General features: G+C 72.1%; 18 protein-coding genes. 8 read left to right on the forward strand and 10 right to left on the reverse strand.

Annotation, left to right across the window (positions count from 1 at the left end; genetic code table 11):
* Positions 1–91 precede the first annotated feature (91 nt).
* The 5 genes from ACZ45E_RS07295 to ACZ45E_RS07315 form a co-directional block, all read right to left on the reverse strand.
* Positions 92–1,360, reverse strand: coding sequence for an RNA polymerase sigma factor (locus tag ACZ45E_RS07295; protein ID WP_468217612.1), 1,269 nt, complete (start codon positions 1,358–1,360; stop codon positions 92–94).
* Between the two features lie 157 nt (positions 1,361–1,517).
* Positions 1,518–3,422, reverse strand: a complete 1,905-nt coding sequence (gene dnaG, locus ACZ45E_RS07300) for a DNA primase (protein ID WP_468217615.1) — start codon at positions 3,420–3,422, stop codon at positions 1,518–1,520.
* 34 nt (positions 3,423–3,456) lie between these two features.
* Positions 3,457–4,731 carry an NAD(P)/FAD-dependent oxidoreductase gene (locus ACZ45E_RS07305; RefSeq protein WP_468217617.1) on the reverse strand — a complete coding sequence of 425 codons (1,275 nt, stop codon included), beginning with the start codon at positions 4,729–4,731 and terminating at the stop codon, positions 3,457–3,459.
* 127 nt (positions 4,732–4,858) lie between these two features.
* Positions 4,859–6,160 (reverse strand): deoxyguanosinetriphosphate triphosphohydrolase, encoded by a 1,302-nt coding sequence (locus ACZ45E_RS07310; protein WP_468217619.1) that lies wholly within the window; start codon positions 6,158–6,160, stop codon positions 4,859–4,861.
* Between the two features lie 49 nt (positions 6,161–6,209).
* A complete protein-coding gene (locus ACZ45E_RS07315) occupies positions 6,210–7,076 on the reverse strand; it encodes a sirohydrochlorin chelatase (protein ID WP_468217621.1) in 867 nt (288 codons plus the stop codon).
* Positions 7,077–7,245: 169 nt separating this feature from the next.
* On the opposite strand from ACZ45E_RS07315, the gene ACZ45E_RS07320 reads away from it, so the two are divergent.
* From ACZ45E_RS07320 to ACZ45E_RS07335, 4 genes are all read left to right on the forward strand, one after another.
* Positions 7,246–7,923 (forward strand): SanA/YdcF family protein, encoded by a 678-nt coding sequence (locus tag ACZ45E_RS07320; protein ID WP_468217623.1) that lies wholly within the window; start codon positions 7,246–7,248, stop codon positions 7,921–7,923.
* A 97-nt stretch (positions 7,924–8,020) separates the two neighbouring features.
* The gene (locus ACZ45E_RS07325; protein ID WP_468217625.1) at positions 8,021–10,141 is read left to right on the forward strand and encodes a molybdopterin oxidoreductase family protein; all 2,121 of its coding nucleotides are present in this window, start codon (positions 8,021–8,023) and stop codon (positions 10,139–10,141) included.
* A 657-nt stretch (positions 10,142–10,798) separates the two neighbouring features.
* On the forward strand, positions 10,799–11,317 hold the full coding sequence (locus ACZ45E_RS07330; RefSeq protein ID WP_468217628.1) for a hypothetical protein: 519 nt from the start codon (positions 10,799–10,801) through the stop codon (positions 11,315–11,317).
* Between the two features lie 19 nt (positions 11,318–11,336).
* Complete coding sequence (locus ACZ45E_RS07335) at positions 11,337–11,990, forward strand: class F sortase (protein WP_468217629.1); 654 nt, start codon at positions 11,337–11,339, stop codon at positions 11,988–11,990.
* Between the two features lie 39 nt (positions 11,991–12,029).
* On the opposite strand, the gene ACZ45E_RS07340 is transcribed toward ACZ45E_RS07335, so the two are convergent.
* Positions 12,030–12,815: a sulfite exporter TauE/SafE family protein gene (locus ACZ45E_RS07340; RefSeq protein WP_468217632.1), complete on the reverse strand. Its 786-nt coding sequence runs from the start codon at positions 12,813–12,815 to the stop codon at positions 12,030–12,032.
* Positions 12,816–13,081: 266 nt separating this feature from the next.
* On the opposite strand from ACZ45E_RS07340, the gene ACZ45E_RS07345 reads away from it, so the two are divergent.
* Genes ACZ45E_RS07345 through ACZ45E_RS07360 form a run of 4 tightly spaced genes read left to right on the forward strand, consistent with a single transcriptional unit; the run spans position 13,082 to position 17,998 of the window.
* On the forward strand, positions 13,082–14,407 hold the full coding sequence (locus ACZ45E_RS07345) for an NAD(P)/FAD-dependent oxidoreductase (RefSeq protein WP_468217634.1): 1,326 nt from the start codon (positions 13,082–13,084) through the stop codon (positions 14,405–14,407).
* 1 nt (position 14,408) lies between these two features.
* On the forward strand, positions 14,409–16,973 hold the full coding sequence (nirB, locus tag ACZ45E_RS07350) for a nitrite reductase large subunit NirB (RefSeq protein WP_468217637.1): 2,565 nt from the start codon (positions 14,409–14,411) through the stop codon (positions 16,971–16,973).
* The gene (gene nirD / locus ACZ45E_RS07355; protein WP_468217639.1) at positions 16,970–17,329 is read left to right on the forward strand and encodes a nitrite reductase small subunit NirD; all 360 of its coding nucleotides are present in this window, start codon (positions 16,970–16,972) and stop codon (positions 17,327–17,329) included. The genes nirB and nirD overlap by 4 nt, the downstream gene beginning before the upstream one ends.
* Positions 17,330–17,374: 45 nt before the next feature.
* A complete protein-coding gene (locus ACZ45E_RS07360; RefSeq protein ID WP_468217641.1) occupies positions 17,375–17,998 on the forward strand; it encodes a TetR/AcrR family transcriptional regulator in 624 nt (207 codons plus the stop codon).
* On the opposite strand, the gene ACZ45E_RS07365 is transcribed toward ACZ45E_RS07360, so the two are convergent.
* The 4 genes from ACZ45E_RS07365 to ACZ45E_RS07380 all read right to left on the reverse strand — a co-directional run bounded on the left by ACZ45E_RS07365 (position 17,979) and on the right by ACZ45E_RS07380 (position 24,582).
* Complete coding sequence (locus tag ACZ45E_RS07365) at positions 17,979–18,905, reverse strand: oxidoreductase (protein WP_468217644.1); 927 nt, start codon at positions 18,903–18,905, stop codon at positions 17,979–17,981. The two genes, ACZ45E_RS07360 and ACZ45E_RS07365, sit on opposite strands and share 20 nt — an antisense overlap.
* Before the next feature lie 247 nt (positions 18,906–19,152).
* Complete coding sequence (gene ppdK / locus ACZ45E_RS07370) at positions 19,153–21,882, reverse strand: pyruvate, phosphate dikinase (protein ID WP_468217646.1); 2,730 nt, start codon at positions 21,880–21,882, stop codon at positions 19,153–19,155.
* A gap of 555 nt (positions 21,883–22,437) precedes the next feature.
* A complete protein-coding gene (dusB, locus tag ACZ45E_RS07375) occupies positions 22,438–23,577 on the reverse strand; it encodes a tRNA dihydrouridine synthase DusB (RefSeq protein WP_468217648.1) in 1,140 nt (379 codons plus the stop codon).
* Between the two features lie 99 nt (positions 23,578–23,676).
* The gene (locus ACZ45E_RS07380) at positions 23,677–24,582 is read right to left on the reverse strand and encodes a helix-turn-helix transcriptional regulator (RefSeq protein ID WP_468217651.1); all 906 of its coding nucleotides are present in this window, start codon (positions 24,580–24,582) and stop codon (positions 23,677–23,679) included.
* Positions 24,583–24,674: the final 92 nt, after the last annotated feature.

The raw sequence follows: 24,674 nt of genomic DNA on the forward strand, positions 1-24,674 counted from the left end.
TGAGCGCGGGGAGCTGTGGGTGCCGGCCCTTCGGGGCCGGGCGCGCGGTTTCCCGCGCTCCGGACGGCGTACGCGCGGCGCAGGCCGTTCCTCAGTCCAAATAGCCACGCAGCTGGTCGGCGAAGGCGTGGTCGCGCAGTTTGTTGAGGGTCTTCGACTCGATCTGGCGGATGCGTTCGCGTGTGACGCCGAAGATGCGGCCGATCTCCTCCAGCGTGCGGGGGCGGCCGTCGGCGAGCCCGTAGCGGAGCTGGACCACCTTGCGTTCGCGTTCGCCGAGGGTGGAGAGCACGACCTCCAGGTGTTCCCTGAGCAGGAGGAACGCAGCCGATTCGACGGGGCTCGTGGCGTCGCCGTCCTCGATGAGGTCGCCGAGCGCCACGTCGTCCTCCTCGCCGACCGGGGCGTGCAGCGAGACGGGCTCCTGAGCGAGCCTCAGGACCTCGCTGACGCGCTCGTGCGGCAGATCCAGGTGGGCCGCCACCTCCTGCGGCGTCGGCTCGTAGCCGCGCTCCTGGAGCATCCGGCGCTGCACGCGGACGACGCGGTTGATCAGTTCGACCACGTGGACGGGGACCCGGATGGTGCGGGCCTGGTCGGCGAGGGCACGGCTCATGGCCTGCCGGATCCACCAGGTCGCGTACGTCGAGAACTTGTAGCCGCGGGCGTAGTCGAACTTCTCGACCGCCCGGATCAGGCCCAGGTTTCCCTCCTGGACCAGGTCGAGCATGGTCAGGCCGCGGCCCACGTACCGCTTGGCCACCGACACCACCAGGCGCAGGTTCGCCTCGATCAGGCGGCGCTTGGCCATCCGGCCCATGACCACCAGCTTGTCCAGGTCAAGGGCGAGCTGGGAGTCCAGGTCGGGGGCGTGGGCGAGCTTCTCCTCGGCGAACAGGCCGGCTTCGACGCGCCGGGCCAGGTCCACCTCCTCGACCGCGGTGAGCAGCGAGATGCGGCCGATCTCGCGCAGGTACTGGCGGAAGAGGTCGGAGGACGGGCTGCCGGTGTCCGCGCGAGCACTGCGCACCCGCTCGGGCGGCTCGACCGTCTCGGGTTCGTCGGCTGTCTCGGTGGGCGCCTCTGGATGGTGCGCCGCGCGGCTCTGCGGCGGCACCGTGGGAAGAGCCTCGCTGTCCGTGGAAGCTTCGGGATCGGCGAGGGCCTGCGCTGTGCTGTCGCTCTGACTGAGGGTCTGGGTCTGCACGAGGGCGACCTCCAAGGTGATCGCTGCTGAGACGTGCGGCAGATGGGCGGGAGCGGCGGCCGCGCCGCTGTCCGTCCCGTACGCGATGAGCGGAACCGCGGGGGTGTCGGGCCCGGTGTCCGGGCTCCGGCCGCGCTCCGAGGACTCAGGCACCGCAACCCAGTGTGGAGTACGACACAGTGCCGCCACGAGGGGCGTGCGATGACTTTCTGAGTCCGGTGCGTGACCGCACGGTTACCGTGCTGTACGGGTGCCCTCTCTTCCCGTCCTCGAACGGGCCGAAACGGCGCGTGGCAGTGCGGCGCGGCGCCTACAGTGCGCCCGCACCCCTCTCGCGCAGCGCCTGGTCGTACTGCTGGAGCACCCACAACTCGTTCTGCACGGCCGTCAGTCGGGCCGGGTCGCCGACCGAGCCGAGGCGGGTGAAGGTGCCCTGGACGTCGCGGATGCGGCGCTCCACGGCCCTTCGGCGCACGGTGACGAGCTGGTCACCCGCGTACACCTCGTCGACCGTCTTGCGGTGGATCGCCTCGACGGCCAGCTCGGTCACCATCGCGCGCACCGCGTCGTCCGGCGCCGCGTCGCGGACCCGGACCAGGTACTCGTGCGGGTCGTGCAGGCCCTGCTCGGCGCCGCCCGCCTCCAGGATCGCCTGGCGCACCGCGGCGTAGGGCGCGGCCGTGAACTCGTCGATCCCGTACGCGTCGAAGGCCGGGGAGACCAGGTGCGGGTGCTGGAGGGCGAGCTTGAGCAGTTCGCGCTCGGTGGCGTAGACCGGGTTGCGCAGCGTCAGTGCGGGGCCGCCGAACGGGCGGGCGGGCGCTGCGGCTTCGGGATTCTGGCGGCCGCGGCCCGCGGCGGGGGCCGGGCCCTTGCCGCCGCGGTCCCTGGCCCAGCGGGCGAGCTGTGCGACGCGCTTGACGACGAACTGGGTGTCGAGGATGCCGAGCATGCCCGCGAGCTGGACGGCGACCTCGTGCTGGGAGGCGCTGTTCTTGATGCGGGCGACGATGGGCGCGGCCTCGTCGAGGGCGGCGGCGCGGCCCGCCGGGGTCTCCAGGTCGTAGCGCCCGACGATCTGGCGGAGCGCGAACTCGAAGAGCGGCGTGCGGGGTTCGACGAGGTCGGCGACGGCCTCGTCCCCCTTGGCGAGGCGCAGGTCGCACGGGTCCATGTTGTCCGGCGCGATGGCGATGTACGTCTCGGCGGCGAACTTCTGGTCGTCCTCGAAGGCGCGCAGGGCCGCCTTCTGGCCGGCCGCGTCACCGTCGAAGGTGAAGATCACCCGGGCCGAGCCGTTGTCCATGAGGAGGCGGCGCAGGATCTTGATGTGGTCGCTGCCGAAGGCGGTGCCGCAGGTCGCGATGGCGGTGGTGATCCCGGCCAGATGGCAGGCCATGACGTCGGTGTACCCCTCGACCACGACGGCACGGCTGGCCTTCGCGATGTCCTTCTTGGCGAGGTCGATGCCGTAGAGGACCTGCGACTTCTTGTAGATCGGCGTCTCGGGCGTGTTCAGGTACTTCGGCCCGTTGTCGTCCTCGCGCAGCCGGCGGGCGCCGAAGCCGACGACCTCGCCGCCGATGTCACGGATGGGCCACATGAGGCGCCCGCGGAACCGGTCGATGGGCCCGCGGCGGCCCTCCTGGGAGAGTCCGGAGAGGGTGAGCTCCTTGTCGCTGAAGCCCTTGCCGCGCAGGAAGCGGGTCAGATGGTCCCAGCCCGCCGGGCTGTAGCCGACGCCGAAGTGGGCGGCGGCGGCCTGGTCGAAGCCGCGCTCGGCGAGGAACTTGCGGCCGATCTCCGCTTCCGGGGACTCCAGCTGCTCGATGTAGAACTGCGTGGCGGCCTGGTGCGCCTCGACGAGCCGGATGCGCTCGCCGCGCTGGTGGGAGGGGTTGTACCCGCCCTCCTCGTAGCGCAGGGTGATGCCGGCCTGGCCGGCGAGGCGCTCCACCGCCTCGGAGAACGTGAGGTGGTCGACCTTCATCACGAACGTGATGGTGTCGCCGCCCTCCTGGCAGCCGAAGCAGTGGAAGAACCCCTTGCTCGGGCTGACCTGGAAGGACGGGGACTTCTCGTCGTGGAACGGGCAGAGGCCCTTCAGGTTCCCGCCGCCCGCGTTGCGCAGTTGCAGGTACTCCGAGACCACGGCGTCGATCGGGACCGCGTCCCGAACAGCCTTCACGTCCTCGTCGTTGATCCTGCCAGCCACGCGGCAATTCTACGGTGACGCACCGACACTCCCGTCACTCCTCCAGGAGCTCACCGAGCGGAACGGTCGGATCCGACAGGCGCTCCATGCCGGGCCGCGCCCCCGAGCGGATCAATTGCTGGATCTGCTCCGTGACGTCCCACACATTCACGTTCATCCCGGCGAGCACCCGCCCGTCCTTCAGCCAGAAGGCGATGAACTCGCGCTTGCCCACATTGCCGCGGAGCACCACCTGGTCGTAGCTGCCCGGCGGCGCCCAGCCCGAGTACTCCAGGCCCAGGTCGTACTGGTCGGAGAAGAAGTAGGGCACGCGGTCGTACGTGATGTCCTTGCCGAGCATGGCGCGGGCCGCCGCCGGGCCGCCGTTCAGCGCGTTGGCCCAGTGCTCGACGCGCAGGCCGCCGAGGGCCGGCGAGAACAGCGGGTGCTGGAGGGAGGCGACGTCCCCGGCGGCGTGGATGTCGGGGTCGGACGTCCTGAGCGCCTCGTCGACGGCGATGCCGCCGCCGTGCTCCTGCCCGGCCAGGGTCAGCCCCGCGGCCTCGGCGAGCCCGGTGCGCGGGGCGGCGCCGATCGCGGCGAGCACGTCGTGCGCCGGGTGCTCCTCGCCGTCGTCGGTGTGGGCGGCGAGGACCATGCCGTCCTGGCCCGAGATCTCGGTGAGCCGGGCGCCGAAGTGGAAGCGGACACCGTGGTCGCTGTGGAGCTCGGTGAAGATCTGGCCGACCTCGGGGCCGAGCACGGCGTGCAGGGGTGTCGCCTCCGGCTCGACGACGGTGACCTCGGCCCCGTACTGGCGGGCGGTGGCGGCGATCTCCAGGCCGATCCAGCCGGCGCCGGCGATGACCAGGTGGCCGTTGTCCCGGCCGAGCGCGGCCAGCACGTTCTTCAGCCGGTCGGCGTGGGCCAGGCGGCGCAGGTGGTGGACGCCGACGAGGTCGGTGCCGGGGATGTCGAGGCGGCGCGGTTCGGCGCCGGTGGCCAGCAGGAGCTTGTCGTAGCTGATGGTGGTGGAGTCGCCGAGCCGCACCGTCCTCGCGGTCCGGTCGATCACGGTCACCGTCTGGCCCAGGTGCAGCTCGATGTCGTTGCTCGCGTACCAGGCCGGTTCGTGGACGAAGACGCTGTCCCGTTCCTCCTTGCCCTGGAGGTACCCCTTCGACAGGGGCGGGCGCTCGTACGGGTGGTCCCGTTCGTCACCGATGAGGATCACCCGCCCGGTGAAGCCCTCCTCGCGGAGCGTCTCGGCGGCCTTCGCGCCGGCGAGCCCTCCTCCGACGATGACGAACGTCTGGTCCGCGTCGACCACTTGATGCCTCCTCGTTGCGCTGCCGTCATCTGCGAGCGTCCCGCACGCAGCGTGATGGGGGAAGGGGGCATGGCCCGAACAGGGCACCTTTCCCCTGCGTCTTCCCCGTCCTTTCACACTCCTCCCGTCACGCCGAGTGGTCGGCCGAGAGGTGCGCGTGCAGGGAACGGGCCGAGGCATCGGTCAGCGAGGCGATCTGGTCGACGATGACACGCTTCCTCGTACGGTCGTCGGGCGCGGCGTCGAACAATGCCCGGAACTGGGGGTCGAGGCCGTCCGGGGCGCGGGCCGTCAGCGCCTGCGCCAGCTCGGCGACGACGATCCGCTGGTCGGCGCGGAGCCGCTCCTGCTGCGGGCGCTGCATCACGTACCGGTCGGCGACGGCCTTGAGGACGGCGCACTCCAGGCGGGCGGCGCGCGGGACGACGAGCTCCGCCGCGTACCGGGTGAGGCGGCCCGTGCCGTACCGCTCGCGGGTCGCGCTCTCCGCGGCCAGGCAGAAGCGGCCGATGAGCTGGCTGGTGGCGTCCTTGAGGCGGGCCTGGGCGACCGCCGTGCCGTCGTAGCCGTGCGGCCACCACTCCTGGTCGAGGAGGCGGTCGAGGGCGGCGGCGAGCTCGGCCGGATCGGTGTCCGCGGGCACGTACCGCCCGACGGCCACGGCGAAGACGTCGGCGCGCTCGGGCTCGGCGTGCAGCACGTTCGGATCGAGGTGGCCCGCGTGCAGGCCGTCCTCCAGGTCGTGCACGGAGTACGCGACGTCGTCCGCCCAGTCCATCACCCGGGCCTCGAAGCAGATGCCGCGCTCCGGGGCCTCTTTGCGGACCCAGTCGAAGACGGGCCGGTCGTCCTCGTAGACACCGAACTTGGCGGAGAGCGGATCGCTCGGGTGCTCGCCGAGCGGCCACGGGTACTTGGTGGCGGCGTCGAGGGCGGCCCGGGTCAGATTGAGCCCGACGCTGACCAGCTCACCGCTCTCCGCGGACCGCACGAACCGCTTGGGCTCGATACGGGTGAGGAGCCGCAGGGACTGCGCGTTCCCCTCGAAACCGCCGCAGTCCCCAGCCACTTCGTTGAGCGCCTGCTCGCCGTTGTGACCGAACGGCGGGTGTCCCATGTCGTGCGAGAGGCAGGCCGTCTCGACGAGATCGGGGTCGCAGCCGAGGGCCGCGCCCAGCTCGCGCCCGACCTGGGCGCACTCCAACGAATGCGTCAGCCGGGTGCGGGGGCTGGCGTCCCAGTGCCGGCTGCGCGTGCCCGGGGTGACGACCTGGGTCTTGCCGGCGAGCCTGCGCAGCGCCGAGGAGTGCAGGACGCGGGCCCGGTCACGCTGGAACGCGGTGCGGCCGGGGCGCTTGTCGGGCTCGGGGGCCCACCGCTCGACGTCCGCGTCGTCGTACGTGCCGGAGCCTTCGTCCGTGGTGTTCATGCACCGACAGTAAGGCCAGGCACCGACAGCGGGGGCGGGGCCGCCGGGGTCAGGCGGACGCCAGGTGCCGGACGGTACGGAAGGGGGTGAGCAGGGCGCTGTCGTAGCGGTGCAGGGCGAGGCGGACGAGGGCGGGGTGCGCGCCGAGCGGGGCCGCGACGATGCCGGGGCCGTCGGTGAAGGCCGCCGCCGACTCGGTGGCGAACCGGCCCGGCGCCGTGAAGTACGAGGCGAGCGCGGTCCGGTGACGGCCCCGGGCGGCGAGGGCGCGGACCGCCGTGGCCACGTCGGGCGTGGACCCGGAGGCGTAGGCGGGGACGACCGGGACGCCGAGGCGCAGGGCGAGGTGTGCGGCGGTGCGGCGGGTGTCGACGGCGGCCTCCGGGTCGCGGGACCCGGACGCGGCGAGGACGACCCCGGCGCGCCGCCGCTCGCGCTCGCCGAGCGGCCCCGGCCAGCCCGCTTCGAGCAGCCGCTCGTGCACTACGTCCACCAGCAGGGGGTGCGGGCCGAGCGGGTCGGCGACGCGGGTGAGGAGGTGCCCGGCGGCCTCGGCGGCGCGGGGCAGGTCACGCTTGACGTGGTAGCCGCGGGAGAGCAGAAGCGGCACCAGAACGGCCCGGCCGCCGTCCGGCAGCCCGGCCAGGACGTCCGGGAGGAGCGGTTCGTTGAGCTCGATGTGGCCGAGGCGGACCGTCAGACCGGGCCGCTGCTCCCGTATCCGCTCGACGAGAGCGCCGACGGTGGCGCGGGCGCGCGGGTCGCGGCTGCCGTGCGCCACGAGGACCAGCGCCGGAGCGCGGCGGTGGCCGGGCCGGGCCACATGGCTGAGCTGACTGCCGAGCTGATCGCTGATCATGGTGAAGAGTCCCGCCGTGCTTGCCGTGTCGTCCAGGTGTGCCGACTCGTCCGTCATGGAGCGATCCTGCCGGGCGGGGGTTGCCGTCCTGTTGCGCCGCGGTGACGAGTCGTTGCGGACGCTTCACGGGCCGGCCCCGGCTCCGGTGAGCACCGAACCGTCCGGGCGGGCGCGGCGTCTCCCCTCTCAGGAGCACACCGCACATCGTCGTCCACCCGGGGGTCCCATGCATCTGTCCCGTCCGCGTCTGCCGCGTACCCGTAAGGCGCGAAGGCGTGCGTCGCAGGGGTTCATGGCGGCCTGTGTGCTGGCGCTGCTGCCCGCGACGTGGCTGTTCGTCTCGACCGGGGACCGGCTGCGTTCGACGGCCGACGTGCCCCGTACGGAGGTGGCGATGGTGTTCGGGGCGGGCCTGTGGCAGGGCGAACCCTCCCCGTACCTGGCGCACCGCCTCGACGCGGCGGCCGGTCTTTACCGCGAGGGCCGGGTCCGCGCCGTGCTGGTGACCGGCGACAACAGCCGCGCCGACTACGACGAGCCGGACGCGATGCGGACCTATCTGACCAGGCACGGGGTACCGGCCCGGGCGGTGGTGAGCGACTACGCCGGGTTCGACACCTGGGACTCGTGCGTACGCGCCAAGAAGATCTTCGGGGTGGACCGGGCGGTGCTGCTCAGCCAGGGCTTCCACATCCGGCGGGCGGTGGCGCTGTGCGAGGCCGCCGGGGTGTCGTCGTACGGCGTCGGGGTGGACGAGCGGCATGACGCGACCTGGTACGCGGGCGGGGCCCGGGAGGTGTTCGCCGCGGGCAAGGCGGCGCTCGACGCGCTGGTCCGCCCCGATCCCCACTTCCTGGGTGCCCGGGAGGACGGTGTACGGCGGGCGCTGAAGGAGTCCTCCTGACCTCACACCGGCCGGAGCGGCACTGCGAGGTGTGCGTACCGCCCGCGTAACCACGCCTGTCCGCGCCGCGTAACAGAGGTCCCGCACTCTGGCGGGCATGCACACGCACCCCACGCCCCCGGCGGCCACGCCCACGCACTGCCCGTACTGCGCGTTGCAGTGCGGCATGACGCTCACGCCGGACGCGTCGGCCGAGGGCGTGGCGGTCACGGGCCGGGCGGACTTCCCGGTGAACCGGGGGGCGCTGTGCGGAAAGGGCCAGAGCGCGGCGGCCGTGCTCTCCTCCGGGGCCCGCCTGACCACGCCGCTGATCCGCTCGGCCGCCGGGGCGCTGGAGCCGGCCACCTGGGACGCGGCGCTCGACGCGATCGCCGAGGGTCTGGCGCGCACCCGGGCCGACCATGGCGAGGACGCGTGCGCGTTGTTCGGCGGCGGCGGACTCACCAACGAGAAGGCGTACGCCCTCGGCAAGTTCGCCCGCACGGTCCTGCGTACGTCGCAGATCGACTACAACGGCCGTTTCTGCATGTCGTCGGCGGCGGCCGCGGGCCAGAAGGCGTTCGGCCTGGACCGGGGGCTACCCTTCCCGCTGGAGGACATCCCGCGCACGGGCTGCGTCATCCTGGTCGGCTCGAACCTGGCCGAGACGATGCCGCCGGCGCTGCGCTATCTCACGGAGCTGAAGGCCAACGGCGGCAAGCTGATCGTCATCGACCCCCGCCGCACCCGCACCGCGGACCAGGCGGACCTGCACCTGGCGCCGCGCCCGGGCACCGATCTGGCCCTCGCGCTGGGCATGCTGCACCTGGTGGTGGCGGAGGGCAGGGTCGACGAGGAGTACGTGAGCGAACGCACCCGGGGCTGGCAGGAGGCGCGGGCCGCGGCGATGGCGCACTGGCCGGAGTACGTCGAACGGGTCACCGGCGTCCCGCTCCCTCAACTCCGGGAAGCGGTAAGGCTGTTCACGGAACCCGAGCATGCGATGGTGCTGACGGCCCGGGGCCCCGAGCAGCAGTCCAAGGGCACGGACACGGTGGGCGCCTGGATCAACCTGGCGCTGGCCACCGGCCGCCCCGGCCGCCCCCTGTCCGGCTACGGCTGTCTGACCGGCCAGGGCAATGGGCAGGGCGGCCGGGAGCACGGCCAGAAGGCGGACCAGCTCCCCGGCTACCGCAAGCTGACGGACCCGGCGGCCCGCGCCCACGTGGCCGAGGTCTGGGGCGTGGACCCGGACTCCCTCCCCGGCCCCGGCCGCTCGGCCTACGAACTGCTGGACGCGCTCGGCGACGACATCCACTCCCTGCTCGTCATGGGTTCGAACCCGGTGGTGTCGGCCCCCCGGGCCGCTCACATAGAGGAACGCCTGCGTTCGCTCGACTTTCTGGCGGTGGCGGATGTGGTGCTCTCCGAAACGGCGGAGCTGGCCGACGTGGTGCTGCCCGTCACCCAGTGGGCGGAGGAGACGGGGACGACGACGAGTCTGGAAGGCCGTGTCCTGCTGCGCCGACGAGCGCTTGACCCGCCTGCCGGGGTCCACTCCGATCTGGTTGTCCTGCACGACCTGACGGTCCGTCTGGCACCGGAACTGGAGAAGGGTTTTCCCACGGCCCCGGAGGAGGTCTTCGACGAACTTCGCCGCGCCTCGGCGGGCGGCCCGGCCGACTATGCGGGGATCTCCTACACGCGTCTGGCCCGGGACGAGGCGCTGCACTGGCCGTGCCCTGACGCGGAGCACCCGGGCACGCCCCGGCTCTTTCTCGACCGTTTCGAGACGGAGGACGGCAGGGCCCGTTTCGTCCCGGTGACGCACCGGCCCGCGGCCGAGGAACCGGACGCGGAGTACCCGCTGCACCTGACGACGGGCCGGGTGGTGGCGCAGTACCAGTCGGGGGCGCAGACCCGCCGGGTCGCCGAGCTGAACAAGGCGGCGCCGGGCGCGTTCGTGGAGCTCCACCCGCGCCTGGCGGCACGTCTGGGCATCGCGGACGGCGACGCGGTGACGATCACGTCCCGCCGCGGCCAGGCGGAGGCCCCGGCCCGGGTCACGCCCACGATCCGCCCGGACACGGTCTTCATGCCTTTCCACTGGCCCGGCCGGGGCCGCGCCAACACCCTGACGAACCCGGCGCTGGACCCGACATCGCGTATGCCGGAATTCAAGGTGTGCGCGGTCCGCCTGACCCGCACCACGCAGTCCCCCCGGCGATCAGCCACGTAAGGGCCGGAAGGTCGGACGAGCGAACGACGAATGGCAAACCGCGGAGGATGATCGCTTAGCCCCCCCGGCGATCAGCCACGTAAGGGCCGGAAGGTCGGACGAGCGAACGACGACCGGCGAACCGCGGAGGATCCGGCGATCGCTTAGCCCCCCGGCGATCAGCCACGTAAGGGCGGGGAGGTCGGACGAGCGAACGACGACCGGCGAACCGCAGGATGATCCGGCGATCAGACGGACACGAGACGGGAGGGGCCGACCGGGGTATGTGCGCGCGCAGCACAGCACACGCGGTAACGCCCCCCGAAGCAACCGGCGATCCCATCAAGATGGCGAGCACGCACATACCCCGGGCGGCCCCGCCCCCACCCCCACACCGATCGGAACGAACGGGAAACCCGCCAACGCACACAGGACGGCCACCCTCCCTTCCTGGCGCATGGCCACATTCACCCGGTCGCGCCCCGAACGCCCCCGGGCGGCCCCGGACACCCACCCCGCCGCGACACGCGCACTGACCTGCCCGAACGTTTCCGGACGGAGCGTCAGAGACCCAGCAATAGACCGGTTTCTGACACCCCATCAGCATGCGCTCCGACGCGAGGGGGTCTTATCTCGTGCTTGCAGGCCGCACCCGGCGTCCGCGAAGGAGCAAGCACGATGCGCACAGGCCGATCCCTGACCGCCGCCGCGTTCACCGTGGCGGTCGCCGCTTCCACGACAGCCCCCGCCCTGGCGGCACAGGGCGGGCTGGAGGTGTACCCCGCGACGGCGGTGCCCGGCAGCTCGGTCACGGTCAGCACGACCGCCTGCGGCGCGCAGGGCACCGCTTCGGTGGACGCCGGGGCGGTCGGCCCGGACCCCTTCACCCTGGCCCCCGACCCGGACACGCCCCGGGCGGAGGGCCGGTTCGCGGTGCCGGCGTCGGCGCAGCCGGGTACGTACGAGATCGTCGCCCGCTGCAACGGCGGCGCCGAGGTGACGGGAGATTTGATCGTGTCGTTCGCGCAGGCGGGCGCGCCGGGCCCGCAGATGCCGCGTGGGCATGTGAAGACGGGGATGGGGGGTGCGCTGGGCCCCGACCCGGTACAGATCGCGGCGGGCGTGGCGGCTCTGGCGGTGGCGGCGGCGGGCGGTACCTGGCTGCTGCACCGCAGGGCGAGGGGCGGCGGGATCTAGGCACGTGCAGAACAGGCCCGTGAGCAAGCCCCCGACCAGTCCGGCCACCACGATCAACCCCCTCAACGCGGTGATAGGGACGATCACGGTGCTGGCCCTGACGACGGGCACCTGGCTGCTGGCCATCGGCTCGGAGGGCAGCCCTCCACCCCAGCCCCCCGCCGCACAGGCCCACCCGGGCAAGGCCCCCGCCGTCCCGGAGGCGGCGGCACCGATGTCCCCCGCGCCGCCGGACCGCATCCGCATCCCGTCCCTGGGCGTGGACGCGCCGCTGACGGGGCTGGGTCTGGCGGCGAACGGCAGCCTGGACGTGCCGCCGCCGGAGAAGAAGAACCTGGCGGGTTGGTACGAGGAGGGGACGAGGCCGGGCGAGCGGGGCACGGCGGTGGTCGCGGGCCATGTCGACAACGCGGTGGGCCCCGCGGTCTTCTACGGCCTGGGCTCGCTGACGCGGGGCAGGACGGTGGAGATCGACCGGCGGGACGGTTCGGTGGCGGTGTTCACGGTCGACGCCGTGCGGGCGTACGCGGCGAAGGACTTTCCGGATGAAAGGGTGTACGGGGCGGCGGCGCGGGCGGAGCTGCGGGTGATCACGTGCGGGGGACCGTATTCACGGCGGACCGGATACCAGGGCAACGTGGTGGTCTTCGCACACCTGACGAAAAGCCGCTGAACTCCACGCACCCTGACCACGCACCCCCCACCCAACCCCTCAGGCCACCCACTGCTCGTAGGCCATCTTCAGCACCAGCGCGCACACCACGGTGAGCAGGACGACCCGCACGAACCCGGCCCCCCGCTTGAGGGCGGTGTGCGCGCCAACCATCCCGCCGGCCAGGTTGAAGACGGCCATGAGGGCGGCGAGCTGCCAGTAGACGGTGCCCTTGACGGCGAACATCGCGAGGGCGCCGGCGTTGGTGCAGCAGTTGACGATCTTGGCGGTGGCGGAGGCGGCGACGAGGTCGAGATGGAGGAGGGCGGTCAGCGCGAGGACCAGGAAGGTGCCGGTGCCGGGGCCGATGAGACCGTCGTAGAAGCCGATACCGAGGCCGGCGAGGCCGATCGCGGCGAGGATCCGCCGAGGTGAGGCGGGTTCGGCCGACGGGGCGGTGCCGAAGGACGGCCGGAAGATGACGAAGGCGCCGACGGCGACGAGCACCACCATGACGATCGGCTTGAGGACGTCGGTGCTCAGGCCGGCGGCGAGCAGGGCCCCGCCCGTCGATCCCGCGAGGGCGGCGACCCCGATGCGGACGGCCAGGCGTACGTCGACGGGCGCTTTGCGGGCGAAGGTGACGGCGGCGCCTGTGGTGCCGACGATGGCGACGGCCTTGTTGGTGCCGAGCGCGTACGGTCCGGCCGCGGCGGAGTTCGGCAGGCCGAGCAGGAGCGCGGGCAGCAGGAGGAGACCGCCGCCGCCGACCACCGCGTCGACCCAGCCGGCCGCGAGCGCGGCGAGGCACAGCACGACGACGGTGGTCAGGGAGATGTCAGGCATATACACGACCCTATGGACGGGATATGTGTGCCGTCCACGAATGCCGGGAGAGTTGAGTTTCTTCTGAGCTTGCGCCCCCGCCCAACCACCCCACTCCACGCCCACTCCACCGCCCGCTCCACCGCCCAATCCACCACCCGCTCCACCGCCCCACGCCACCTCACGGACGCCCTCACACAGGCCCACCCTCTTCGCTGAGCCCACCGTTCCCCCCGGGAAACCGACGGGACGCCACCGAGAAACACCCGCCCCTCAGGCTACGAAGCATGAATCGTGTCGTCGTCATCGGAACCGGCCTGGCCGGCACCCGCCTGGCCCGCCGTCTCGGCGAGCGGGCGGTGCTGATCGGGGAGGAGCCGCACGCCCCGTACAACCGGGTGCTGCTGGCCGAGGTCCTGGCCGGCAGTTACGGCCCCGACGTCATCGAGCTGCCCGCCACCCCGGGGACCCGGCTCCGTACCCGGGCGGTCCGCCTCGACCGCGCCCGGCGGGTGGTGCAGTGCGAGAGCGGCGCAGAGGTGGGGTACGACACGCTGGTCCTGGCCACGGGTTCGAACCCGGTGCTGCCGCCGCTGCGCGGTCTGTTCGAGCCGGGGGCCACCGAACTGCCGGGCGGGGTGCACGCGTTCCGCACGATGGACGACTGCCTGGCGCTGTCGGGGGCGGTGCGGGAGGGGACCCGCGCGGTGGTCGTCGGGGGCGGCCTGCTGGGTGTCTCGGCGGCCCGAGCGCTCGCCCGCCGCGGCGCCCAGGTGGTGCTCGTCCAGCAGGCCGAGCGCCTCATGGAGCGCCAGCTCGACCCCGCGTCGTCGGAGCTGGTGCACCGGCACCTCACCTCGCTCGGGGTGGAGATCCACACGGAGTGCCGGGTGCGGGCCGTCGGCGTGGTCGACGGACACGTACGGCGGGTGGAGCTCCACGACGGGTACGTGCTCGGCACCGACGTCACCGTGCTCGCGTGCGGCGCCCGGCCCAGGACCGGGCTGGCGGGCGCGGCCGGTCTCGAGGTGCGGCAAGGGATCGTCGTCGACGACGAGTTGCGCACGAGTGACCCGCACATCCACGCGGTCGGCGACTGCGCCCAGCACCGCGGCACGGTCTACGGGCTCGCCACGCCGGCGATGGAGCAGGCCGATGCCCTGGCCGACCTGCTCACGGGCACGGAACTCACGAGCCTCACCACGAACCCGACCATCCTCACCAGCCCCACGAGCCCAACCACCCCCACGCCCACCACCACCAACCCCACCACTCACACCACTCACACCACTCCCACCAGCCCCACAAAGAAGTACACCGGCACCCGCGTCCTGACCCGGCTCACGCTGCCGCACACCGCGGACCCGCTGGACCTCGCCGCGTTCGGCGAGACCGAGCCGCTGCCCGGGGACGACGTCGTCCAGCTCACGGACGCGACGCGGGGCACGTACCGCAGGGTCGTCGTGCGCGGCGACCGGCTGGTGGGCGGGGTACTGGTCGGCGCGCTCGGCGGCGTCGGCGCGCTGGCGCACGCCTGGGAATCGAACGAATCGCTGCCCGCCGACGACGGCGCGCCGCTGCTCCACCTGCTCACCAACGACGGAGGCCTCTGACATGGCGACCACGGCGACCTCAACTCCCACTCTCGTCCTCGTCGGCCACGGCATGGTCGGCCAGCGCTTCCTCGAAGCGGCGGCCGAGCGCGGCCTCACGCAGACGCACCGCGTGGTCGTCCTGTGCGAGGAGCCGCGGCCGGCGTACGACCGCGTCCATCTCACCTCGTACTTCTCGGGCACGACGCCCGAGGAACTCTCCATGACGGACCCGGAGTTCATCGAGAAGCACGGTATCGAGCTGCACCTGGGCGACCCGGCGGTGGCCGTCGACCGCACGGCCCGCACCGTGACCGCCCGCTCGGGTCTCACGGTGGGCTACGACGCGCTGGTGCTGGCCACGGGCTCGTACCCGTTCGTGCCGCCGGTGCCGGGCAAGGACACGACGGGCTGCTTCGTGTACCGCACGATCGAGGACCTGTACGCGATCGAGGAGTACGCGAAGAAGCACGCGACGGTCGGTGCCGTGGTCGGCGGCGGCCTGCTCGGCCTGGAGGCGGCGGGCGCACTCCAGGGGCTCGGGCTGACGACCCACATCGTGGAGTTCGCGCCCCGCCTGATGCCCGTCCAGGTCGACGAGGGCGGTGGCGCGGCGCTGCTGCGGACCATCACCGGCATGGGCTTGTCCGTCCACACCGGGGTCGGCACGCAGGAGATCGTGGCCGATCCGGAGCGCGGCGACGCGGTGTGCGGCATGAAGCTGTCGGACGGCTCGGAGCTCGCGACCGACCTCGTCGTCTTCTCGGCGGGTGTCAGGCCGCGCGACCAGCTCGCCCGTGACATGGGCCTGTCGGTGGGCGAGCGCGGCGGTATCGCCGTCGACGAGCGGTGCCGTACCAGCGACCCCGCGGTGTTCGCGATCGGCGAGTGCGCGCTGGCCGCCGACGGCCGGGTGTACGGGCTGGTGGCGCCCGGGTACGAGATGGCGCTGACGGCCGCCGCCGCCATCGCCGCGGACGAGGAGGAGGGGGCACAGCGGCCGGGCTTCACCGGGGCCGACCTGTCCACCAAGCTGAAGCTGCTCGGGGTGGACGTGGCGTCCTTCGGCGACGCGCACGGCGCGACCGAGGGCTGCCTGGACGTCGTCTACTCCGACTCGCGTTCGGGCACGTACAAGAAGCTGGTCATCGGCGGTGAGGGGGAGCTGCTCGGCGGCATCCTCGTCGGCGACGCCGAGGCGTACGGGACGCTGCGCGCGCTGACCGGTACCGTGCCGCCGCTCGCTCCGGAGCAGCTGGTGCTGCCGGCGGGCGCGGGCGCCCCGGCGCAGCTCGGCCCGGAGGCGCTGCCGGACTCCGCCGTCGTCTGTTCCTGCCACAACGTCACCAAGGGTGAGATCTGCGCGCACACCTCGCTGCCGGAAGTGAAGAAGTGCACCAAGGCCGGTACGGGCTGCGGCAGTTGCGTCAAGCTCATCGGGCAGCTCCTGCCGAAGACCGGCGACGCGGGCCTCTGCGACTGCTTCGGGCTGACGCGCCAGGAGCTGTACGAGGTCGTGCGCGTCAAGCGGATCACGACCTACGCGCGGCTGCTCGACGAGCACGGGCGTGAGGAGGCGCGCGGCGGTGAGGGCTGTGAGGTGTGCAAGCCGACCGTCGGTTCGATCATCGCCTCGCTCGCGCCGACGATCGGCGCGGACGGTTACGTCCTGGAGGGTGAGCAGTCGGCGCTCCAGGACACCAACGACCACTTCCTCGCCAACTTGCAGAAGAACGGCTCGTACTCGGTGGTGCCGCGCATCCCGGGCGGCGAGATCACGCCGGACAAGCTCATCGTCATCGGCGAGGTGGCGCGGGACTTCAACCTCTACACGAAGATCACGGGCGGTCAGCGCATCGACCTGTTCGGCGCGCGCGTCGACCAACTCCCCATGATCTGGGCCCGCCTGGTGGACGCGGGCTTCGAGTCGGGGCACGCGTACGGCAAGTCGCTGCGGACGGTGAAGTCGTGCGTCGGGCAGACCTGGTGCCGGTACGGCGTGCAGGACTCGGTGCGGATGGCGATCGATCTGGAGCTGCGCTACCGCGGTCTGAGGGCGCCCCACAAGCTGAAGTCGGCGGTCTCCGGGTGCGCCCGTGAGTGCGCCGAGGCCCAGTCGAAGGACTTCGGCGTCATCGCCACCGCCAACGGCTGGAACCTGTACGTAGGCGGCAACGGCGGCATGACACCCCGTCATGCCGACCTGCTGGCGCAGGACTTGAGCGACGCCGAGCTGATCCGGCTGATCGACCGGTTCCTGATGTTCTACATCCGCACCGGCGACCGTCTGGAGCGCACGGCAACCTGGCTGGACCGGATCGAAGGCGGCCTCGACCACGTGCGGGACGTCGTCGTACGGGACTCGCTCGGCCTCTGCGACGAGCTGGAGGCCCAGATGGCCGCGCACGTCGCGCACTACCGCGACGAGTGGTCGGAGACCATCGAGGACCCGGAGCGCCTGGCCCGCTTCGTCTCCTTCGTCAACGCCCCCGGCACCCCCGACCCGACGGTCCGCTTCGTGCCCGAGCGCGACCAGATCAAGCCCGAACTGCCGTTGATCCCCCTGGAAGGACTGGCTGTCCGATGACTATGACGACGATCGCCCCCGAGAAGACTTCCCTCCTGGTCCAACTCGCGCTGGACGGCGAGTGGTTCACGGTCTGCGGCCTGGACCGGCTGACGCCGGGGCGCGGGGTCGGGGCCCTGCTCCCGGGCGACCGGCAGGCGGCGGTCTTCCTCGACCGGGCGGGCCGCCTGTACGCGGTCGACAACACGGACCCGTTCACCGGAGCGGCGGTGCTCTCGCGCGGGCTGCTCGGCTCGGCGCTGGGGCGCCCGTTCGTGGCCTCGCCCCTGCTGAAGCAGCGCTTCGACCTGGAGACGGGGCGCTGCCTCGACGACGAGACGGTCGCCGTCCGGGCCTACGAGGTGCGCACCGCCTGAAGCCCACGTTGACCGATCGGTTCTGGAACGGCGTGGATTCACCGCGTGGCCAGGACCAAGGAATTCGATCCGGACACCGCGCTGCAAGCAGCCCTTGAGCTGTTCCACCGGCGCGGTTACGAGGCGACCTCGATGGCGGACCTCGTCGAGCACCTCGGCATCGGGCGCGCCAGCATCTACGCGACGTTCGGCAACAAGCACGAGCTGTACCTCAAGGCGCTCGACCGCTACACCGACTCCGCCGATCTCCGGGTCCTCGCCGAGCTGTCGGCCGGCGGGCCCGCGCTGCCCGCCGTGCGCGCGCTGGTCCGCCGGTTCGCCGCCGAGGCGTCCGACGACGACGGGCGCCTGCTCGGCTGCCTCGTGACGAACACGGCGGCGGAGCTCGGCCCGCACGACCCGCAGGCCGCCCGCCGGGTGGAGCGCAGCTGGGAGCAGGTCGAGACCGTGCTGCACAGCGCGCTCCTGCGGGCCCGCACGCCCGCGCGCCCACATATTGGATCGTACGGTCAAAAAAGGAGCCTCCATGCCGCCACCGCTTCACCGGCACCACCGCGCTCGTCACGGCGCGGGCTCGGGGCTGGGCCGGGCCGTCGCGCTCGACAGCGGGGCATCGGCCTGAGCCGACCCGTCCCGCACCGTCGCCGCCTCACCCGCGGAGGGCGCTGAACTCCACGCCGGTCAGCTGCTCCGACGCCACCCAGAGCCGCTCCCCCGCCACGTCATTGCGTGTCCACGACGCACGCCACGACCGGGCGGGCGCCCCGCGCCACATCAGCACGCGCGGCCCGTAGAAGTCGTCGGGGCGCACACCGGGGGCGGTCGCCGCGTACAGCGTCGGCAGCGCCCCGTCCTCCGCGGACTGCGCGAAGACCCGGTTGCCCACCTCCACGAAGCGCTCGGCGCCCCTGCGTCCCTCCATCCGGACGCCCCGCGTCTGCAGGGACGTGGCGGCGTACCCGGGGTGCGCGGCGGCCGCGACGAGGCCGGCACCGACGGTGGCGGCGCGGCGCGCCAGTTCGTGCACGAACAGCAGGTTGGCCGTCTTGGAGCGGCCGTAGGCCACCCAACGCCGGTACCGCTTCTCGCTGTTGAGGTCGCCGATGTCGATGTTGGACAGGACGTGCATGCCGCTGGAGACGGAGACGACCCGGGCGGCGGGCGCGGCGAGCAGGTTCGGCAGCAGCAGCCCGGTCAGCGCGAAGTGGCCGAGGTGGTTGACGCCGAACTGTGTCTCGAACCCGTCGGCCGTGCGCCCGTACGGCAGCGCCATGACCCCGGCGTTGTTGACGAGCAGGTCCAGGCGCCGCTCCCGCCACCCGGTGGCGAATTCCCGTACGGAGTCGAGGCTCGCGAGGTCGAGCCGGGCGAACTCGGCCCGGGCGCCCGGCACTTCGGCGCGCAGCCGCTCCAGCGCGGCGTTCCCCCGTTCCGCGCTGCGGCAGGCGAGCACGGTGTGGGCGCCCGCGCGGGCCAGCTCACGGGCGGTGACGTGGCCGATACCGCTGTTGGCGCCGGTGACCAGGGCCGTGCGGCCGCTCAGATCGGGGATGTCGCTGACGTTCCAGCCGCTCATGGCTGTGCTCCCTGGATGCGGTCGGTCGTGCCGGTGGGCTGCTCCCCTAGGGCCCTAGGGGTTCGGGTGGCTCGCCCGACAGTAAAGTGACCGCCCCGGTTCCGCTCAACCCCGCGTCGGTGCGGGGACATGCCGAGAGGGCGGACCCCCCGCACAGGGGTGCCGCCCTCTCGCTTCGCACCGGAGCCGCCGCCGATCGGTGAGGGTCGGGGACCGACGGCGGCTCCGGAGACCGTGCCCGGCGGGCCTACCGGTGGTCGCTGCCCGCCGAAGAGGAGGCGGCGCGGCCCGCCTCCAGACGGGCGACCGGGATCCGGAACGGGGAGCAGGAGACGTAGTCGAGGCCGACCTCGTGGAAGAAGTGGACCGACTCAGGGTCGCCGCCGTGCTCACCGCAGACGCCGAGCTTCAGGTCGGGGCGCGTGGCCCGGCCCGCCTCGACGGCGTTGCGGACCAGCGAGCCCACGCCGTCCTTGTCGATCGTCTCGAACGGCGACACCCCGAAGATGCCCTTCTCCAGGTATGCGGTGAAGAACGAGGCCTCCACGTCGTCGCGGCTGAAGCCCCAGACGGTCTGCGTCAGGTCGTTCGTGCCGAAGGAGAAGAACTGCGCGGCCTCGGCGATCTGCCCGGCCGTGAGGGCGGCGCGGGGCAGCTCGATCATGGTGCCGATGGCGAGCTTCAGCGTGACGCCGGTCTGCTCCTGGACCTCGGCGATGACCCGGTCGGCCTCCTCGCGGACGATCTCCAGCTCCTGGACGGTGCCGACGAGCGGAATCATGATCTCGGCGCGCGGGTCGCCCTTGGCGTTCTTGCGGGCGGCGGCGGCCTCGGCGATGGCGCGTACCTGCATGGCGAACAGGCCGGGGATGACGAGGCCGAGGCGTACGCCGCGCAGGCCGAGCATCGGGTTCTGCTCGTGCAGCCGGTGGACGGCCTGGAGGAGGCGCAGGTCGTTCTCGTTGTTGTCCTGGCGGGACTCGGCGAGGGCGACACGCACCGACAGTTCGGTGATGTCGGGCAGGAACTCGTGCAGCGGCGGGTCGAGCAGGCGGACGGTGACGGGCAGTCCGTCCATCGCCTCGAACAGCTCGACGAAGTCCTGCTTCTGGAGCGGCAGGAGCTGCTTGAGGGACTCCTCGCGCTCGGCGTCCGTGTCGGCGAGGATCAGCTTCTCGACCATCTCGCGGCGCTCGCCGAGGAACATGTGCTCGGTGCGGCACAGGCCGATGCCCTGGGCGCCGAACCGGCGGGCGCGCAGCGCGTCCTCGGCGTTGTCGGCGTTGGCCCGTACGCGCAGGCGGCGTACCCGGTCCGCGTAGGCCATGATCCGGTGCACGGCGCCGACCAGTTCGTCGGCGTCGTCGGCGCCGGCGTGCATGCGGCCCTCGAAGTACTCGACGACCGGGGACGGCACGACGGGCACCTCACCGAGGTAGACCTTGCCGGTGGAGCCGTCGACGGAGACGACGTCGCCCTCCTCGACCACCACGTCGCCGACGGTCAGCCGCCGCCGCTTGGTGTCGACCTCCAGCTCCTCGGCGCCGCAGACGCAGGTCTTGCCCATGCCGCGGGCCACGACGGCCGCGTGCGAGGTCTTGCCGCCGCGCGAGGTCAGGATGCCCTCGGCGGAGATCATGCCGTCGAGGTCGTCGGGGTTGGTCTCGCGGCGGATCAGGATGACCTTCTCGCCGGAGCGCGACCACTTGATCGCGGTGTACGAGTCGAAGACCGCCTTGCCGACCGCCGCGCCCGGCGACGCGGCGATGCCCCGGCCGAGCAGCTCGACCTTGGCCTCGTCGTCGAAGCGCGGGAACATCAGCTGCGCCAGCTGGGCGCCCGTGACCCGCTGGAGGGCCTCGGCCTCGTCGATCAGCCCCTGGTCGACGAGCTGGGTCGCGATGCGGAAGGCCGCTCCCGCGGTCCGCTTGCCGACGCGGGTCTGCAGCATCCACAACTGGCCGCGCTCGATGGTGAACTCGATGTCGCAGAGGTCCTTGTAGTGGCTCTCCAAGGTCGCCATGATCTGCATGAGCTGGTCGTACGACTGCTTGTCGATCTGCTCGAGCTCGGCGAGCGGCACCGTGTTGCGGATGCCGGCGACGACGTCCTCGCCCTGCGCGTTCTGCAGGTAGTCGCCGTAGACGCCCTGGTGGCCGGAGGCGGGGTCGCGGGTGAAGGCGACGCCGGTGCCGGAGTCGGGGCCGAGGTTGCCGAAGACCATGGAACAGACGTTGACGGCGGTGCCGAGGTCGCCCGGGATGCGCTCCTGGCGGCGGTACAGCTTGGCGCGGTCGGTGTTCCACGAGTCGAAGACCGCGTGGATGGCGAGGTCCATCTGCTCGCGCGGGTCCTGCGGGAAGTCGCGTCCGGCCTCGGTCTTGACGATCTTCTTGAAGCGCGTGACGAGCTTCTTCAGGTCGGCCGCGTCGAGGTCGGTGTCGACCGTGACCTTCTTGGCGTGCTTGGCCTTCTCCAGCGCGTCCTCGAAGAGGTCGCCGTCGACGTCGAGCACGGTCTTGCCGAACATCTGGATGAGGCGGCGGTAGGAGTCCCAGGCGAAGCGCTCGTCGCCGGACTGCTTGGCGAGACCCTGCACGGACTTGTCGGAGAGGCCGATGTTGAGGACGGTGTCCATCATGCCGGGCATGGAGAACTTCGCGCCCGAACGGACCGACACCAGAAGGGGGTCGTCGGCCTGGCCGAGCTTCTTGCCCATCTTCTGCTCGAGGGCGTCGAGGTGCGCACCGACCTCGTCACGCAGTGCCACCGGCTCCTCGCCACTGTCGAGGTAGACCTTGCAGGCCTCGGTGGTGATGGTGAACCCCGGAGGGACGGGAAGCCCCAGGTTGGTCATCTCGGCGAGGTTGGCACCCTTGCCGCCGAGAAGGTCCTTGAGGTCCTTGTTCCCCTCGGTGAAGTCGTAGACGAACTTCGCGCCTTGATCGGTTACCTGAGGATCTTTGTTTTCCGACACGGGTCTCGACTCCTCGAGGCTCGGTGGCTGCCCTGACGGCGAGGAACATACCCAGATCCAAGGCCCCTGGGTACGTCCACTTTGCCGTCATGCGGCCGTAACCGCTCGTCCGCCAGGAGATCGAAAGTGACTGACCGGTACCCGCAGCGACCCCTCTGCGTTCACTTCATGAACCAGCAACCCTCGCGGACTGGGCTTTTCGCTCAGATGAGCAGGCTTCGCTCTCATGTGCGTTCAAGTCATAAATGATCGAACATTGGCACTGAGTGCCACGGCTTGGAGAAGTGCAGCCAGCGTATTCGCGCTCATCTGAGCGTAAGGCCGATCAGAGGTGGCGAGAATCACGCCGTTTGCGGCACGCTTCGGCGGGCGCGGTGTCACCATGCGGACACCGTGCGAGGTCGAACGGGCATGTCACGCCGGGGAAGGGCGCGGCGACGGGGACGGCCGCGCGCGGCCGTCAGGAACGGAGTTCCGGCCAGATCCGCGCCGATCATGGAACGTCCGCGCCGGTCGGCGGGAGCGTCCGCCTCGTCACCGGAGCTGGTGGGCCGGTCAGCCGCCGGACGTGTCCGACTCCGCGTCCTCGGAGAGGCCCGCGCAGTCGTAGGGGTCCCGCAGCCAGCCGTCGGGCAGCACCACCCGGTTGTTGCCGGACGTGCGGCCCCGGGGGCCGTCCGCGCCCGTCGGCCACTCCTGGTCCAGGTCCAGCTCGTCGAGGCCACCGCGGAGTTCGGCCAGCGAGGAGGTGACCGCGAGGCGCTTGCGCATCTCGGAGCCTACCGCGAACCCCTTCAGGTACCAGGCCACGTGCTTGCGGAAGTCGATGACACCGCGCGCCTCGTCGCCGATCCACTCACCGAGCAGCGTCGCGTGCCGCACCATCGCGTCGGCCACGACCCGCAGCGTGGGCCGGGCCCGCTCGGGCCGGCCCTCGAACGCCGCGACCAGATCGGCGAAGAGCCACGGCCGACCGAGGCAGCCGCGGCCCACGACGACGCCGTCGCACCCGGTCTCGCGGACCATGCGCAGCGCGTCGTCCGCCGACCAGATGTCCCCGTTGCCGAGGACGGGGATCTCGGGGACGTGCTCCTTCAGCCGGGCGATGGCGTCCCAGTCGGCCGTGCCCCCGTAGTGCTGGGCCGCCGTGCGCCCGTGCAGGGCGATCGCCGTGACGCCCTCCTCGACCGCGATCCGGCCGGCGTCGAGGAATGTGATGTGGTCGTCGTCGATGCCCTTGCGCATCTTCATGGTGACCGGGAGGTCGCCGGCCCCGGCCACGGCCTCGCGCAGGATCGCCCGCAGCAGGGGGCGCTTGTAGGGGAGCGCCGAGCCGCCGCCCTTGCGGGTGACCTTCGGGACGGGGCAGCCGAAGTTCAGGTCGATGTGGTCGGCGAGGTCCTCCTCCGCGATCATGCGGACGGCCTTGCCGACGATGGCCGGGTCGACCCCGTACAGCTGGATCGAGCGGGGCTTCTCGCTCGCGTCGAAGTGGATCAGCTGCATGGTCTTCTCGTTGCGCTCGACCAGCGCCCGCGTCGTGATCATCTCGCTGACGAAGAGACCCTTGCCGCCGGAGAACTCCCTGCACAGGGTGCGGAAGGGCGCGTTCGTGATCCCGGCCATGGGCGCGAGGACCACGGGCGGGACGACGGTGTGCGGTCCGATGGCGAGGGGCGTGGTCGTAGCGGTCATGCCCCCATTGTCGCGTACGCCGAACGGGGGTCGGCACGGGTCACGCCGCGGCCCGGGCGCCCGCCGCCCGGTCAACGCGGTGCGGTCAGCGCGGTGCGGTCAGCGCGGTGCGGCCGCCGCCCGCTCCAGCCGCTCCAGCCGCTCAAGCCGCTCCTCTGTCTCGTCGTCCGCCGGCAGGTACGCGACGACGCGGTAGGCACCGGCGTCCGGCGACAGCCACATGTGGCGGTGCTCCAGGCGCAGCAGACCGATCTCCGGGTCCGGGTGCCGGTACCGCTTGACGTGCGAGACCATCGGCGCGACCTCGCGCCGCTCCCACAGTTCGCGGAACTCGGGCGAGACCGCGAGGAGCTCGTCGACGGGCGCCTTCCAGGCGGCGTCGGCGATGTGCTCGGCCATCGCCTTGCGGTACTTGGCGAGGAGTTCGGGCAGCATCACGTCGCGGTCCAGGAACTGCACGCGCCAGCGTTCGTTCATGAACATCATCCACAGGGCGTTGCGGTGCGCCGGCTCGATCTCGGTGGGGTCGCCGAAGACCTCGGCGTAGGCGCGGTTGTGCGCGAGGACGTCGTACCGGGCGTTCTTCACCTCGGCCGGGTAGGGCTCCAGGCGCCGCAGCAGGCGCAGCACCGTGGGCGTGACGGCCGGGCACACGGTCTCGGCGCGCGGGTCGACGCTCCCGGCGAGGGCGAAGGCGTGGGCGCGCTCGGTGGGGTCCATGAGCAGCGCGCGGGCGACGGCGTCGAGGACGCCGGCCGAGACGTTGATGGCGCGGCCCTGCTCCAGCCACGTGTACCAGGTGATGCCGACGGAGGCGAGGTGGGCGACCTCCTCGCGGCGCAGGCCCGGGGTGCGGCGGCGCGCGGTGCCCGCCAGGCCGACCTGGTCCGGGGTGATGCGCTCGCGGCGGCTGCGCAGGAACGCGGCCAGCTCGGCGCGGCGCAGCGCGGCCGGGGAGGCGGGGGCGGATCCGCCGGTGGTCCCGTCCCTCGTCGCAGTCGTCATGCCACCAGGATGCCCGGCCGCTCATCCTGTTGCCAGGTACTGCCTGTAACACGATAAGGAGACTCTGGTACCCGTCTGAGCGGGCGACGACC

Source organism: Streptomyces sp. NPDC030991 (assembly GCF_055571235.1).

Coding starts and splice junctions, on each gene's coding strand:
- dusB (WP_468217648.1), bottom strand. CDS start 23,577: ATGACCGCTACGACCACGCCCCTCGCCATCGGACCGCACACCGTCGTC.
- nirB (WP_468217637.1), top strand. CDS start 14,409: ATGGCGACCACGGCGACCTCAACTCCCACTCTCGTCCTCGTCGGCCAC.
- ACZ45E_RS07325 (WP_468217625.1), top strand. CDS start 8,021: ATGCACACGCACCCCACGCCCCCGGCGGCCACGCCCACGCACTGCCCG.
- ACZ45E_RS07310 (WP_468217619.1), bottom strand. CDS start 6,160: ATGAACACCACGGACGAAGGCTCCGGCACGTACGACGACGCGGACGTC.
- ACZ45E_RS07330 (WP_468217628.1), top strand. CDS start 10,799: ATGCGCACAGGCCGATCCCTGACCGCCGCCGCGTTCACCGTGGCGGTC.
- ACZ45E_RS07320 (WP_468217623.1), top strand. CDS start 7,246: ATGCATCTGTCCCGTCCGCGTCTGCCGCGTACCCGTAAGGCGCGAAGG.
- ACZ45E_RS07365 (WP_468217644.1), bottom strand. CDS start 18,905: ATGAGCGGCTGGAACGTCAGCGACATCCCCGATCTGAGCGGCCGCACG.
- ACZ45E_RS07340 (WP_468217632.1), bottom strand. CDS start 12,815: ATGCCTGACATCTCCCTGACCACCGTCGTCGTGCTGTGCCTCGCCGCG.
- ACZ45E_RS07345 (WP_468217634.1), top strand. CDS start 13,082: ATGAATCGTGTCGTCGTCATCGGAACCGGCCTGGCCGGCACCCGCCTG.
- ACZ45E_RS07380 (WP_468217651.1), bottom strand. CDS start 24,582: ATGACGACTGCGACGAGGGACGGGACCACCGGCGGATCCGCCCCCGCC.
- ACZ45E_RS07315 (WP_468217621.1), bottom strand. CDS start 7,076: ATGACGGACGAGTCGGCACACCTGGACGACACGGCAAGCACGGCGGGA.
- nirD (WP_468217639.1), top strand. CDS start 16,970: ATGACTATGACGACGATCGCCCCCGAGAAGACTTCCCTCCTGGTCCAA.